Origin of the sequence: Serratia sp. CY74737 (assembly GCF_052166775.1) — a bacterium.
Taxonomy (GTDB): domain Bacteria; phylum Pseudomonadota; class Gammaproteobacteria; order Enterobacterales; family Enterobacteriaceae; genus Serratia; species Serratia ureilytica.
The window spans coordinates 243,666-257,362 of sequence record NZ_JBJNOF010000008.1 but is presented as its reverse complement, the minus strand read 5'-3'; the positions used below and the strand labels follow the sequence as shown (position 1 = coordinate 257,362).

The window sequence follows — 13,697 nt, the reverse complement described above, 5'->3', positions numbered from 1 at the left end:
CGGCAGAGGCGGCGCCCCCGATCGGTTACGGCTTCGCCGCTTCGGCGGCGGTTTTCACCCAGCCGTCGAAGGTCGCCTGATGCGCCTTGATCCAACCGTTGACGTGGTTTTGGATGTCGGCCTCCGAAGCCTGGCCTTCATGCATGCGCAGGTTTTGCGCGTTGATGTCGGCGATCGGCAGCTTCATGATGGCGAACAGCTTGGCGGCCACCGGGTTGGCTTCGGCCCACTGCTTGTTGGCGGCGATGCGCATGGTGTTGACCGGGAAGCCGTAGTTGGCACCGTTAGGCAGCTTGGTATCGACGTTCTTCTGCTCGCCCGGCAAGGAAGAGAACGGTACCTGCAGCCAGACCACGTCGCGGCCCGGCACCATCACATCGCTGACCCAGTACGGCGTCCAGGTGTAATACAGTACCGGTTTGCCCTCTTTGTAGCGGGTGATGGTGTCGGCGATCATCGCCGCGTAGTTGCCCTGGTTGTGTTCGACGGTATTGCTCAGGCCATAGGCCTTGATGTGATGGTTGATCACCGCCTCGCAGCCCCAGCCCGGGGTGCAGCCGGTCAGATCGGCCTTGCCGTCGCCGTTGGTGTCGAACAGCTTGGCGATCTTGGGATCCTTGAGCTGTTCGACGTTGGTGATGTGGTACTGCTCGGCAGTTTTCTTGTCGATCAGGTAGCCCTGCGCGGCGCCGTTGACGTAGACGCCTTCGCGGTAGAACTTGGCGTCGCCGCCGGCGGCCTTGTACTGATCGGCGTGCAGCGGATCCCAATTGACCGCGATAAAGGTGGCGTCGCCGGAGGCGATGGAGGTGTAGGCGACGTTGTAATCCACTTCGCGCGGTTCCTTCACGTCGTAACCCAGTTTTTCCAGCGCCTTGCTGACCAGCAGCGTCTGGAACGTCTCTTCGGAAATGGTGCTTTGCACCGGCTGTACCGCTATTCCCTTGCCGGGTAAATCCGCCGCGATGGCGCTCTGTGAGCCAATCAGTGTCGTCAGGGCGAGAGCCCAGATGCCCGTGATGCGCATAGTGTTTCCCCTCTTTTGATATGGTGGTGCCCTGGCCCGCCGGGGCCGCAGCCGCCGGCGGGAAAAGCGTCAGGCTTGTTTGATAAATGGACGGGTAAACAGCCCGATGGGGCCGCGACGGTACCAGCGGCCGATGCCCTTGCTGCGGCGATCGCGCCCCAGCGATTGGGTGAGGCGATCGAGAATGATCGCCAGGATCACGATGCCGACCCCGCCGATGGCGGCCAGGCCCATATCCAGCCGGCCGATGCCGCGCAGCACCATCTGGCCCAGACCGCCGACGGCGATCATCGAGGCGATGACGACCATCGACAGCGCCAACATCAGCGTCTGGTTCACGCCGGCCATGATGGTCGGCATCGCCAGCGGCAGCTGCACCTTGAACAGCAGCTGGCGCGGGCTGGCGCCAAAGGATTCGGCGGCCTCGATCAGATCCTCCGGCACCTGCTTGATGCCAAGAATGGTCAGACGCACGATCGGCGGCAGCGCGAAGATAATGGTTACCACCACGCCCGGCACGTTGCCGATGCCGAACAGCATGACGATCGGCACCAGATAGACGAAGGCCGGGGTGGTCTGCATGGCGTCGAGCAGCGGCCTAATCACTTTGGCGGCATGCTTGCTGCGCGCCAGCCAGATGCCGAGCGGCAGGCCGATAAGGATGCAGAAGAACAGCGCGGTCAGCACCAGCGCCAGCGTAACCATCGCCTGCGACCAGGCGCCGATGGCGCCGATGGCGACCAGAGAGAGCAGCGTCGCGGCGCCCATGCCGAGGCCCGCGATCTGCCAGGCGACCAGCGAGAACACCAGAATGGCGATCGGCGCCGGCATGCCCAACAGCAATTGCTGGAAGCCGCTCAGGATCACGTCTACCGGCACGCGGATGCCCTGGAACAGCGGGCGGAAGTGCAGCACCAGCCAGTCGATGCCTTGCGTGACCCAGGAATCAAACGGCACCCAGGCTTTGTGGAACGGATCAAGCAGGCTGAAGTGCTCAGGCTGCGCCGGGGCGCTGCTGAGCCAATCGGCGCCTTGCCCGGCGGCGTCATGAGCGGCCGGCGGCGGCGCGCTGGACCAGGCGTCGCCGGCGTTGGCGGCGGCATCGTGAGTTGGGGCAGCGCCGGCATCGGCCGGTGCGGTAGCCCAGGGATCTTGGGTTTGCGTGGTATCACTCATTGGCTGAGCCCTCCTTGTCCAACGCCTGCAGCAGCATGGCCTTGGAGATGATGCCGAGATAGTTATGTTCTTCGCCCACTACCGGCACCGCGCACGGCGCCTGGGCAACCAGGGAGATCAGATCGCTGAGCGGCGTGTCGGCCGGCACGGCGGCGGGGGCCTCAAGCAAGGCATCGTCCAGCGTTTGATTGGCGGACAGCGCCTTTTTCAGCGACTCTATCGACACCACGCCGATAAATTTCTTCCCGCGTTCAACAACATAACCATAATCACGGTCCTCATCGCGCAGCAGCTGCAGCGCCGAGCGGGGGCCAAAACCGGGGGTTTTGCGGATCAGCGTCACCGGACGCCGCTGGGCGATATCCTTGGCGCTGAACACATGACTGATGTCCACGCCGCGGAAGAAGGTGCGCACGTAGTCGTTGGCCGGATTATTGAGGATCTCGTCCGGCGTGCCGACCTGGATCACCTCGCCGCCCTGCATGATGGCGATGCGATCGCCAATGCGCATCGCTTCGTCCAGATCGTGGGAAATAAACACGATGGTGCGCTGATGCTGAGCCTGTAATTTCACCAGCTCATCCTGCATTTCGGTGCGAATTAACGGATCGAGCGCCGAGAAGGCTTCGTCCATCAATAATATATCCGGGTTATTGGCCATCGCGCGGGCTAATCCCACGCGCTGACGCATGCCGCCGGATAATTCATCCGGATAAGACAGCGCATAATTTTCCAGCCCGACCTGACGCAGGGCGTCCAGCGCTTTTCCCTGGCGTTCCTGCAGCGGTATTCCGGCTAATTCCATGCCAAAGGCGGTATTATTCAGAACATTCATATGCGGCATTAGCGCGAATGACTGAAATACCATGCTGATCTTATTTCGCCGCACGGTGCGCAGCGCGGTGTCGGATATTTTGGCGATGTCCTCACCGTCGATCAGCACCTGACCGCGGGTGGGTTCTATCAGACGATTGAGAAGGCGTACCAGGGTGGACTTGCCGGAACCGGAGAGCCCCATGATGACAAATATCTCGCCTTCTTCAATGGCCAGAGTGGCGTCTTTTACGCCGAGCGATAAGCCGGTTTTTTCAAACAGCTGATCTTTTGTCAGACCTTTATCCAGCAGTTTGAATGCGCGTTCCGGGTGCTCGCCAAATATCTTATACAGGTTCTTTACTTCGAGTTTAATTGCCATGCAATTTGCTGTTTCCTCTGGTTTAATTAAAGCGTTATGGGCTGTCCTTAGCAAAATGAAAGAGCTTTTTACCCTAACACAGTGAATATCTGAAACAACCCTCAATGTCATTTAAATGGGATATTAGTGGTTTACATCAAGGTTTTAATTAGTTATGGTAATTTGGCCCGTGACTCAAAATTGACGGCCATTATTCGCCATAATGGTTTGGTTTTTGGGGAAATAATACGGTGTGGCGCAGAGAAATATTTTGGCGCCGCGCCTGCCGTTCGGATAATAAAAAACCCGACCAGAGGCCGGGCAAAAGTCATCAATATTTCATCAGTTTTAACGACAGGTGCCGATATCGAGGGGGATATCGTCGGGCGTCATGTTATCGCCTTAGTATGACAGCCAGATGGCAGCCTCAGGCCTTGCGATACAGCCTGCGCGGATGGCCGATATTGCCGTACAGCATCTCCACCCGCACGAACTGGGTGGCGACGCAATATTCCAGATAACGGCGAGCGGTGGTTTTGCTGATGCCGACCTGTTCGACCACGTCTTCCACCGCATGCGCCACCGCCGGCTGGGCGATAAACAGCGCCTGCACCAGCTCCAGCGTGTTGGTTTCTATGCCTTTGGCGCTCGGTTCGCTGGAGAACTGCTTCGACTGCAGGTTGTACAGCGCATCGACATTGTCCTGATCGATGATTTTGAAGGTGCGCTGGGTCTGCACGAACTGCATGAAGCGCTCGAGCGAGTTGCGCAGCCGTTTGTAAGACACCGGCTTGATGATGTAGTCGAAGGCGCCGTTGCGGATCGCCTGGCTGCAGGTATGCATGTCGCTGGCGGCGGTGATGAAAATCACCGAACAGGCGGGATTCTTTACCGCCGGTTCTTCCATCAGCTCAATGCCCTGGCCGTCCGGCAGAAAGTTGTCCAGCAGGATCAGCCGCGGCTGATGCTCGTTGGCTTTGGCCCGCGCTTCGGCCAGCGTGGCGGCGTAGGCCACCACCCGCAGGTTGAAATTTTTCTCGATGAACTCTGCGTGCAGCGTCGCCAGTTGCGGCTCATCTTCCACGATCAGAACGTCCAGTGTTTGGTGTGACATAATCGGGTGCTCAAAAAAATCGGGTTATGGGTTTTATTTAGGGATAAATATAGAGAATATCGCGCCGTGCGGCTCGTTGTCCGACACTTCTATGCTGCCGTGCGCCTGCGCCACGTGGCTGGCGACCAGATGCAGGCCGATGCCGTGGTCGCTTTTATCCGCTTTGGTGGTCACGCCCTGTTCAAACAGCGTATCACGAATCTCCTCGGCGATGCCGGTACCGCGATCCGCCACCTCGATCACCAGCTCGTCGCTGCCGTCGCTGATATAGAGTTCGATCGCGTCGTGCGGAGCCGGGCAGTGCAGCGTCGCCTCCACCGCATTATCCAGCAGGTTGCCGACGATCGACATCAGTTCGGTCTCATTCAGCGCCGCCGGGATCTGCCGCAGCTGGCAGGCCGGATCGAAACGCAGTTCGATGCCTTTCTCTCTGGCGCTGGAGTATTTGCCCAGCAGCAGCCCGCACAGCGCCGCCGAACTGAAGCGCTGCGAGATGAAATCGAGGATCTCCTGCGCCCCCTCCGACTGGGCTTCCACATAGCGGATGGCCTCGTCGTAGCGCTGCATATGCAGCAGCCCGGCCAGCGTGGCGGTCCAGTTCAGCTGCTCGTGGCGCATGATGCGCAGGTTGTCGGCATAGCGTTTCACCTGGCTGAGCTGGCTGCTCAGGGTATTGATATCGTTCTTGTCACGGAAGCTGATCACCCAGCCTTGCAGCTCCTGCTCCTGCATGATGCGCACCCGGCTGGCGATCACCCGCACGTGGTTGAAGCGGCACACCTCGTCATGGGTGTCGTGTTCCAAGTGCGCGACGGCGAAAAAGTCCGGCTGGGCCTGGATCACGTCGCCGATCGGCCGGCCCAGCAGGCCGGTGGCGGGCTGATGCAGATCCAACAGCTCACGCGCCGCATGGTTGATGGTGATGATCCGCAGCTGCGGATCGATGGCGATCACGCCCTCATAGATGGCTTCCAGCAGCGCTTTTTGCTGGCGCACCAGCAGCGCGATCTCTTTCGGCTCCAGCCAGAACATTTGGCGTTTGAGGTTTTTCGACAGCAGCCAGGAAAAAACGAACAGGGCGATCAGCAGCAGCACGATGGAACCGATAATTTGCGTTAATGTCCTGGCATTTAAATTATCGATATGCGATTTCAAATAGCCGACGGAAACGATGCCGATGACGTGATTATTTTCATCCAGAATCGGCGCCTTGCTGCGTAATGAAACGCCGATGCCGCCCTTGCGAATGGAAATAATGCTTTTTCCTTCCAATACTTCTTTATTATCGCCGCCGATCATCGGCGTGCCCAGGCGGCCCTCATATTCGGAATGATAGAGATGACGGGCATGATTATCACCGATGACGATATAGCTGGCGTCGCTGCTGGCGCGGATTTTTTTCATCAACGCAGCGATCCTGGCGGCGTCGTTTTTTTCTACGGCATCCACCAACGAAGGGATAAGGGCGATTTCACGCGCCTGCACCTGGGCGCGGGCGCCGAGATCGCGGTGCAGCTGCGCATCCAGCTGGTAATAGGTGTAGGCGCCGATGCAGCTCAGCAGCAGGCAGGAGAAGGCCACCAGGCACAGAAACAGCTTGATTTGAAATGAGAGTTTAAGGCGCATGGCGGAGCTTCACCGTAAAGAGATCCTGAAGCCTTACCCTATCACGAGATACGGGGTGTGTAATATTGCGCCCGATCAACTTGTGATCCCTCACACGGGATTAGAGTGAACCGGACGAGAATTGTTCGTCTGCGATAAAGTTGATAAGCTTTAAAATAAAAACGGTATTAACGCCATTAAAACCACGCTGATTTTTACATAATCTTAATTAACCCCATAGAAACCATAACCACCATTAAAAACCCTTTTTAATTTTGAACATAATCACAGCAGATAATCCGTGCGCTTCTCTATGATGGCTGAACAAACTAATAAGAGGCCAGATTATGAGCACAACAGATGATTCTTACCTCGTAGCCAAAGACAAGGCCGCTGATATTCCTCTGCGTGAGAAATGGTGGCGGATACTGGATAATTATAAAGTAGGGATTATTCCGTTACCGTTCTTTATTCTGGCCGGCGTGTTGATTCTGCTCGACTGCCTGGAAGGCAAATTGCCGAGCGATATCGTGGTGATGGTAGCCACCCTGGCGTTCTTCGGTTTCGCCTGCGGCGAATTCGGCAAGCGCCTGCCGCTGATCGGCAAAATGGGCGCGGCGGCGATCTGCGCCACCTTCATTCCTTCCGCGCTGGTGCACTATGGCCTGCTGCCGGACGTGGTGGTGGAGTCGACCACCAAGTTCTACAAATCGACCAACATTCTTTACCTCTACATCTGCTGCATCATCGTCGGCAGCATCATGAGCATGAACCGCCAGGTGCTGATCCAGGGCTTCCTGCGCATCTTCATCCCGATGCTGTGCGGCGAGATCGTCGGCATGCTGGTGGGGATGGGCGTCGGCATGGCGCTGGGCCTGGAACCGTTCCAGATCTTCTTCTTCCTGATCCTGCCGATCATGGCCGGCGGCGTAGGTGAAGGGGCGATCCCGCTGTCGATGGGCTATGCCGCGATCCTGCACATGGAGCAGGGCGTGGCGCTGGGGCGCATTCTGCCTATCGTGATGCTCGGCAGCCTGACCGCTATCGTCATCGCCGGCCTGCTCAACCAGCTGGGCAAGCGTTATCCGCACCTGACCGGCGAAGGCAGCCTGATGCCGAGCAAGCAGGGTGAAAGCGACATGAGCGCGGTGGAAAAAATCAGTGGCAAGGTGGACGTCAGCACCATCGCCTGCGGCGCGCTGTTGGCCATTCTGCTGTATATGGTGGGCATGCTGCTGCACCGTCTGATCGGCCTGCCGGCGCCGGTGGGCATGCTGTTCGCCGCCGTGGCGGTGAAGTTGGCGCACGGGGTGTCGCCGCGCATTCAGGAAGGCTCGCAGGTGGTGTACAAATTCTTCCGCACCGCCGTGACCTATCCCATCCTGTTCGCCGTCGGGGTAGCCATCACGCCGTGGCAGGAACTGGTGGACGCGTTCACCGTACAGAATCTGATCGTGATCGTCACCACCGTCAGCGCGCTGGTAGCGACCGGTTTCTTCGTCGGCAAGAAAATCGGCATGCATCCTATCGACGTGGCGATCGTCTCCTGCTGCCAGAGCGGGCAGGGCGGGACCGGCGACGTCGCGATCCTCACCGCTGGCAACCGCATGTCGTTGATGCCGTTCGCCCAGATCGCAACCCGTATCGGCGGCGCTATCAACGTTTCGCTGTCGCTGCTGGTGTTGGCCAAGTTCTTCGTATAACTCCTATAAATCCTTAGCGTTACTTTGCCTTTCCCCGCCCCCGCGGGGATTTTTTTGCCCGCGCGCCGGCCTGACGCGCGGGCGGGGAACTGCCGGTTATGCCGCTTGCTTCATGGCGGCGTCATACCACGCGAAGTAGCGCTCTACGCCGCGACGGCCGGATTCGATCAGCGCGCGTTTCTTCTCCTCGCTGATGCCGAACTCCAGCGTGCCGACGTCGAGCGTGTCGACATACACGGTGCGCTTCCAGTCATCGCTGTCCAGATGCACCTTGGTTTGGATGTCCAGCATCACGTTGGCCACCGCCAGGGTGAAATCAAACAGGTTGTTGACCGGCGTGCGCGGGCCGGCCTGACCGGCGGCCTGAGCGATTTCACTGGCGGAGTCCAGGCGAATGCCCAGCGTACGGGTGTTGATGCGCTGGCTGGTGCTGTCGATGTAAGGCGGCGTGGCGGAGAAGTCATAGTCGAACAGCCGCACCGGGTAGTTGTCGATCATGCCGCCGTCGATGCACAGGTCGCCCAGGGCATTTTTCTTCGCCACGAAGGCGAACGGGAACGACATCGAAATGCGCAGGCCATCCGCCACTTTCATGCGCGGCGTGGTGCGATGCGAATAGACTTCGCGCTGGCCGCTGTTGAGGTTGGCGCCGATAAAGTAAATCGACTTGAACCCTTTCGCCGTTTTCATCGCTTCGAACTGTTCGAAGGTAATATCCGGGTTGCCGGTATATTGTTTGATAATATCGCGTGACCATTGATAGAAATAATCGCCGGGCGCGATGCCGTATTGATTGAACAGGCGATAGGCGTCCTGGAGCGTGCCGAAAAAACCGCCGTTATAATCGAGGAATTTTTTAAAATCCATCGCCGACAGAATCTTGGTCACGTCGGCCGAGCTGCAGCCCAGCCCGACCAGCAGCGCGGCGATAGCGCCCGCTGAGGCGCCGGAGGTTTGCTTGATCTGCGGCATGATGCCTTTGGCCTCCAGCAATTCCAGTGCGCCGCCATAGGCGATGCCTTTTACGCCGCCGCCTTCAAAGACCAGGTTTTCGAATTGATAGCTCATCATATTTCCTTACTCGTGGTTTAGGGAGTAAGAAAAATAACGAAGCGGCGCACGAGAAAATATGGATTGGGGTTGTGTGGCTTGGCAAACAAAATTATTCATAATGAATATATTATTTATATATTTATCAAAGGCATTTATTAAACAGGCGCATCGGACTTTTTGCGTCAATACTTAGCGCTGTTCAATTCTCACAAGGAGTCATCATGTTCTGGAAACGTTGTCTGTTGGGCGCGGCGCTGGCCGTTATGTCGTTACAGGCCGCCGCCGCCGCGCCGCAGGCCAAAACCCCGACGCCGGGATTTTACCGCATCATGCTGGGCAGCTTTGAAGTGACCGCGTTGTCCGACGGCATTATTCGCTTGCCGGCGGATAAGCTGTTACTGGGCCGTACGCCGCAGCAGATCGCCGCCGGGGTAGCCGAGCAGCATCAAAGCCTGCCGGTGGTCACGTCGGTCAATGCTTATCTGATCAATACCGGCGACAAGCTGGTGATGATCGACAGCGGCGCCGGCCAACTGCTGGGCGACGGCCTGGGCAAGCTGGTGGATAACCTGCGTGCGGCGGGCTACCAGCCGGAGCAGGTGGATGAGATCTACCTGACCCACATGCACCCGGACCACCTCGGCGGCCTGACGCACGACGGCAAGGCGGTATTCCCCAATGCGGTGGTGCGCGCCGCCAGCCAGGACGCGGACTTCTGGCTAAGCGCGGACAAACTGAAACAGGCTAGCGCGGGCAGTAAAAGCAACTTCGAAAGGGCTCAGGCAGTGATCAAGCCGTATCAGGCGGCCGGCCACTTTAAGCCGTTCAGCGGCGACGGTGAGCTTTCCCCGGGCATTGCCGCCTTTGCCGCCCACGGCCATACGCCGGGACATAGCGTGTATCAGGTGACCAGCCAGGGCCAGAAGCTGTTGCTGCTGGGGGATCTGATCCACGTGGCGGCGGTGCAGATGCCGCATCCGAAGGTGGCTATCAGCTTTGATAATGACGCCAAGGCGGCGGTCGCTCAGCGGCTGCGGATATTTGGTGACAGCGCGCGGCAGAGCGAGCTGGTGGGGGGCGCACACCTGTCGTTCCCGGGGTTGGGGTATTTGAACCGCCAGGGCGACGGTTACACCTGGGTGCCGTTGAACTACGGCGCGCTGTAACGCACGTTCTTGTTATCGGTTCCGCTCGGCGAACACCCGGCTGAACCAATCGAGAAACACGCGCACCCGCGGCGACAGCTGGCGGTTGCGCGGATAAAGCAGCGAGACCGGCATCGGAGGAGAAGGCCAATCCGGCAGCAGCGGCAACAGGCTGCCGTCGGCCAGATCGCCGCGCAGGTGATAGCGCGGCACCTGAATGATGCCCAACCCGGCGCGGGCGGCGGCGACCAGGCTCTCCGCCGCGCTGACCGATACCGTCGCCGGCAGCGTGATGGGCTGCGCTTGCCCCGTCACCGTGAACGCCAGCGGCATCAGCGCACCGGTCGCCGAAGAGCGAAAGCCCACCATGCGGTGATGGCGCAGATCGTCCAGGCTTTGCGGCGTGCCGAAGCGCTGCAGGTAGGCCGGGGCGGCGCAGGTCACCTCTTCCAGCTCGCCCAGGCGGCGCGCCACCATGTCGCTGTCCCGCAGTGTGCCGACGCGCACCACGCAGTCGATGCCTTCCCGCAGCGCGTCCACCAGCCGATCGCCTTCGCTCATATAGAGCTCGATATCCGGGTATTGCGCCAAAAAATCCGGCAAATCGGGCAACAGAAAATGGCGCGCCAGCGTGCCGTGTACGTCGATGCGCAGCAACCCGCGCGGTTTGGCGCCGGCGAATGCCATCTCCGCCTCTTCGATGTCCGCCAGAATGCTCAGGCAACGCTGATAGTAGGCTTCGCCGTCCAGCGTCGGGCTGACGTGGCGGGTGGTGCGTTGCAGCAGCCTGACCTGCAGCCGGGCTTCGAGCTGTTTGATGGCGTCGGTCACGGTGGAGCGCGGCAAGTTCAGATCCTGCGCCGCCTGGGTGAAGCTGCGTTGTTCTACCACGCGGGTGAACAGACGCATGGCGTCGATTCTGTCCATAATTGTTCGCTTATTTCGGATAGTGATGACGAAGAATAGGGGATTATTCGCTGTACCGAAAGGTGCATGATGACAGTACATTAACCCGATGAGGAGATATCCATGAATCACGCGACTCAACGCGTCGCCATCGTCACCGGCGCATCGCGCGGTATCGGCGCGGCCATCGCCGAGCGTCTGGCCGCCGACGGTTTTACCGTCATCATTAACTATTCAGGCAACCCGGCGCCGGCCGATGAGCTGGTGCGCAAGATTGAACAGGGCGGCGGCCGCGCCTTGAGCGTCAAAGCCGACGTCAGCGATGCATCTGCGGTCGCCCGCCTGTTCGACAGCGCCGAACAGGCGTTTGGCGGCGTCGACGTGCTGGTCAATAACGCCGGGGTGATCGCGCTGGCGCCGGTGGCGGACATGCGTGACGAAGACGTGGATCGCCTGCTCGACATCAATCTGAAAGGCAGCTTCAATGCGATGCGCGAGGCGGCGAAGCGCCTGCGCGACAATGGCCGCATCATCAACTTCTCCTCCAGCGTGGTGGGGTTGCTGCAGCCGGGGTACGGCATGTATGCCGCCAGTAAGGCGGCGATCGAAGCGCTGACCAGCGTGCTGGCGAAAGAGCTGCGCGGCCGCAATATCACGGTGAACGCCGTCGCGCCGGGACCGACCGCCACCGGTTTGTTCCTCGACGGCAAAACCCCGGAGCTTATCGAGCGGCTGGCGAAGATGGCGCCGCTGGAGCGCCTGGGCACGCCGGACGATATCGCTGCAGTGGTGGCCTTCCTCGCGGGGGCCGACGGCGGCTGGATCAACGGCCAAACCCTGCGCGCCAACGGCGGCATCATCTGATTGACGACGCGCCGCCGCAGGATCGGGTATCCTGTGGCGGAACTCATCACATCAAGGGCAGCGTATGGCGGGCGACAATCAGCAGTTTCATCCCGGCGTCAGGTCGCCCTGCGTCAGCCTGTGTCGGATCGACGACGAAACCCAGCAGTGCCGCGGATGCCGGCGCACGCGGGCGGAGATCGCCGCCTGGCCGACCGCCAGCGACGCGGAGAAACGCGCTATCTGGCGGCGGCTAGAGCTGCGTCAATCGGTGAAATAATCCTCTGCATTATTGCGCTGCCTGACTGCATGTAGCACAATTGAGCTACATGTGATTGACCGACGTTAGGAGCGATTATGTCGACGACGACCATTCGTATTCCAGATGAGCTTAAAGCCCGAGTCGCTGCCGTCGCCGAGCAGGTTGGCGTAACGTCTCACAGCTTTATTTTGCAGGCAATAGCGGAGAAAACGCAGCAGGAAGAGTTGCGCCGCGACTTTGAGAATGAAGCGGAAAAACGCTATGCCAAGATAATTGCGACGGGAGAGACGGTCTCTTGGAAAGAGATGCGCGGTTATTTGGAAAATTACGCAGCGGGTGATACTGCCGCTGTCAAACCTCCGGTTAAAAAATTGGGGCGCTGATGGCAAATGTCGAGTTGGCGCCAGAGGTCAGGGATGATATCGAACGTATTCTCGCTCATTTGGCTCAGTATGGCGCTGCGGATTCAGGGCGGCGCATTCAGGAAATCATCCAGGCAATTGCGGTATTGGAACATAATCCATTGATCGGACGGTCCCTTGGCGCAGGGCTGCGTGAATTGATTATTGGGCAGCAAGCTCGCGGTTATTTGGCGCTCTACAAATACATTCCTGATATCGATACGGCGTTTGTTCTGGCGATCCGCAGTCAGAAAGAACAAGGGTATTGAATGCACGATACCGGCCTGAAAGACCGGCATCGCTGTCATGTCCTCAGAAATCCCAGTCCTCATCCTCGGTGTTGACCGCCTTGCCGATGACGTAGGACGACCCTGAACCGGAGAAGAAGTCGTGGTTTTCGTCGGCGTTTGGCGACAGCGCCGACAGGATCGCCGGGTTGACCTCCGCCATCGCCGGTGGGAACAGCGCTTCATACCCCAGGTTCATCAGCGCTTTGTTGGCGTTATAGTGCAGGAAGGTCTTCACGTCTTCCGTCCAGCCGACGCCGTCGTACAGTTCCTCGGTGTAGCGCACCTCGTTGTCGTACAGGTCCTGCATCAGATCGAAGGCGAAATTTTTCACCTGTTGGCGCCGTGCGGCGTCCACTTTCTCCAGCCCTTTCTGGAACTTATAGCCGATATAGTAGCCGTGCACCGCCTCGTCGCGAATGATCAGGCGGATCAGATCGGCGGTGTTGGTCAGCTTGGCGCGGCTGGACCAGTACATCGGCAGGTAAAAGCCCGAATAGAACAGGAACGACTCGAGGAACACGCTGGCGACTTTTTTCAGCAGCGGATCGTCGCTGCGGTAGTGCGCCAGAATGATGCCGGCTTTCTTCTGCAGCGCGCGGTTTTCCTCGCTCCAGCGATAGGCGTCATCCACGTCCGGCGTTTGGCACAGGGTAGAGAAGATTGAGCTGTAAGAGCGGGCGTGCACCGCCTCCATAAAGCTGATGTTGGAGTACACCGCCTCTTCGTGCGGCGTCAGCGCATCGGCGATCAGGGCCGGCGCGCCGACGGTGTTCTGGATGGTGTCCAGCAGCGTCAGCCCGGTGAACACCCGAATGGTCAGCTGCTGCTCCTTCGGTGTCAGCGTGGCCCAGGAGGGGATATCGTTGGACAGCGGCACCTTCTCCGGCAGCCAGAAGTTGGAGGTCAGGCGGTTCCACACCTCCAGATCCTTGTCGTCTTCGATGATGTTCCAGTTGATGGCGCGCACCAGCGGCGCCGATGTTACGGTCGTCATAAGT

At 59.2% G+C, this 13,697-nt stretch carries 15 protein-coding genes; 7 read left to right on the top strand and 8 right to left on the bottom strand.

The features are described from left to right. Nucleotides 1–25: 25 nt before the first annotated feature. The 3 genes from proX to proV all read right to left on the bottom strand — a co-directional run bounded on the left by proX (nucleotide 26) and on the right by proV (nucleotide 3,398). On the bottom strand, nucleotides 26–1,027 hold the full coding sequence (gene proX, locus ACJ8PE_RS14070) for a glycine betaine/L-proline ABC transporter substrate-binding protein ProX (protein WP_197793474.1): 1,002 nt from the start codon (nucleotides 1,025–1,027) through the stop codon (nucleotides 26–28). A gap of 69 nt (nucleotides 1,028–1,096) precedes the next feature. Then, a complete protein-coding gene (gene proW, locus ACJ8PE_RS14065) occupies nucleotides 1,097–2,203 on the bottom strand; it encodes a glycine betaine/L-proline ABC transporter permease ProW (RefSeq protein WP_042785249.1) in 1,107 nt (368 codons plus the stop codon). Continuing rightward, nucleotides 2,196–3,398 carry a glycine betaine/L-proline ABC transporter ATP-binding protein ProV gene (gene proV / locus ACJ8PE_RS14060; protein WP_197760271.1) on the bottom strand — a complete coding sequence of 401 codons (1,203 nt, stop codon included), beginning with the start codon at nucleotides 3,396–3,398 and terminating at the stop codon, nucleotides 2,196–2,198. The genes proW and proV overlap by 8 nt, the downstream gene beginning before the upstream one ends. Nucleotides 3,399–3,524: 126 nt before the next feature. Between proV and ACJ8PE_RS14055 the strand changes: the two genes are divergently transcribed. Then, nucleotides 3,525–3,788, top strand: coding sequence for a hypothetical protein (locus ACJ8PE_RS14055; protein ID WP_197760270.1), 264 nt, complete (start codon nucleotides 3,525–3,527; stop codon nucleotides 3,786–3,788). Between the two features lie 16 nt (nucleotides 3,789–3,804). On the opposite strand, the gene ACJ8PE_RS14050 is transcribed toward ACJ8PE_RS14055, so the two are convergent. Continuing rightward, nucleotides 3,805–4,491, bottom strand: a complete 687-nt coding sequence (locus ACJ8PE_RS14050) for a response regulator (RefSeq protein ID WP_033644157.1) — start codon at nucleotides 4,489–4,491, stop codon at nucleotides 3,805–3,807. Nucleotides 4,492–4,524: 33 nt separating this feature from the next. Beyond that, complete coding sequence (locus tag ACJ8PE_RS14045) at nucleotides 4,525–6,117, bottom strand: ATP-binding protein (RefSeq protein WP_033644156.1); 1,593 nt, start codon at nucleotides 6,115–6,117, stop codon at nucleotides 4,525–4,527. A 326-nt stretch (nucleotides 6,118–6,443) separates the two neighbouring features. Here ACJ8PE_RS14045 and ACJ8PE_RS14040 point away from each other — a divergent pair, with 326 nt between their 5' ends. After that, nucleotides 6,444–7,799 carry a 2-hydroxycarboxylate transporter family protein gene (locus tag ACJ8PE_RS14040; RefSeq protein WP_033644155.1) on the top strand — a complete coding sequence of 452 codons (1,356 nt, stop codon included), beginning with the start codon at nucleotides 6,444–6,446 and terminating at the stop codon, nucleotides 7,797–7,799. A 96-nt stretch (nucleotides 7,800–7,895) separates the two neighbouring features. Here ACJ8PE_RS14040 and ACJ8PE_RS14035 read toward each other — a convergent pair whose 3' ends face one another. Then, the gene (locus ACJ8PE_RS14035) at nucleotides 7,896–8,867 is read right to left on the bottom strand and encodes a patatin-like phospholipase family protein (protein WP_047025553.1); all 972 of its coding nucleotides are present in this window, start codon (nucleotides 8,865–8,867) and stop codon (nucleotides 7,896–7,898) included. A gap of 206 nt (nucleotides 8,868–9,073) precedes the next feature. Between ACJ8PE_RS14035 and ACJ8PE_RS14030 the strand changes: the two genes are divergently transcribed. Then, entirely contained in the window at nucleotides 9,074–10,018 is a 945-nt protein-coding gene (locus tag ACJ8PE_RS14030; RefSeq protein WP_197793472.1) for an MBL fold metallo-hydrolase, read from the top strand. Between the two features lie 12 nt (nucleotides 10,019–10,030). On the opposite strand, the gene ACJ8PE_RS14025 is transcribed toward ACJ8PE_RS14030, so the two are convergent. Beyond that, on the bottom strand, nucleotides 10,031–10,924 hold the full coding sequence (locus ACJ8PE_RS14025; RefSeq protein ID WP_195880653.1) for a LysR family transcriptional regulator: 894 nt from the start codon (nucleotides 10,922–10,924) through the stop codon (nucleotides 10,031–10,033). A 102-nt stretch (nucleotides 10,925–11,026) separates the two neighbouring features. On the opposite strand from ACJ8PE_RS14025, the gene ACJ8PE_RS14020 reads away from it, so the two are divergent. The 4 genes from ACJ8PE_RS14020 (at nucleotide 11,027) to ACJ8PE_RS14005 (ending at nucleotide 12,678) form a co-directional block, all read left to right on the top strand. Further along, nucleotides 11,027–11,767, top strand: coding sequence for an SDR family oxidoreductase (locus tag ACJ8PE_RS14020; RefSeq protein ID WP_197793470.1), 741 nt, complete (start codon nucleotides 11,027–11,029; stop codon nucleotides 11,765–11,767). A 64-nt stretch (nucleotides 11,768–11,831) separates the two neighbouring features. Further along, nucleotides 11,832–12,026 (top strand): DUF1289 domain-containing protein, encoded by a 195-nt coding sequence (locus tag ACJ8PE_RS14015; RefSeq protein WP_046897850.1) that lies wholly within the window; start codon nucleotides 11,832–11,834, stop codon nucleotides 12,024–12,026. A gap of 77 nt (nucleotides 12,027–12,103) precedes the next feature. After that, nucleotides 12,104–12,391: a CopG family ribbon-helix-helix protein gene (locus ACJ8PE_RS14010; protein ID WP_033639547.1), complete on the top strand. Its 288-nt coding sequence runs from the start codon at nucleotides 12,104–12,106 to the stop codon at nucleotides 12,389–12,391. Next, the gene (locus ACJ8PE_RS14005; RefSeq protein ID WP_033639548.1) at nucleotides 12,391–12,678 is read left to right on the top strand and encodes a type II toxin-antitoxin system RelE/ParE family toxin; all 288 of its coding nucleotides are present in this window, start codon (nucleotides 12,391–12,393) and stop codon (nucleotides 12,676–12,678) included. The genes ACJ8PE_RS14010 and ACJ8PE_RS14005 overlap by 1 nt, the downstream gene beginning before the upstream one ends. Nucleotides 12,679–12,721: 43 nt before the next feature. Here ACJ8PE_RS14005 and nrdF read toward each other — a convergent pair whose 3' ends face one another. Then, on the bottom strand, nucleotides 12,722–13,693 hold the full coding sequence (gene nrdF / locus ACJ8PE_RS14000; RefSeq protein WP_033639549.1) for a class 1b ribonucleoside-diphosphate reductase subunit beta: 972 nt from the start codon (nucleotides 13,691–13,693) through the stop codon (nucleotides 12,722–12,724). Nucleotides 13,694–13,697: the final 4 nt, after the last annotated feature.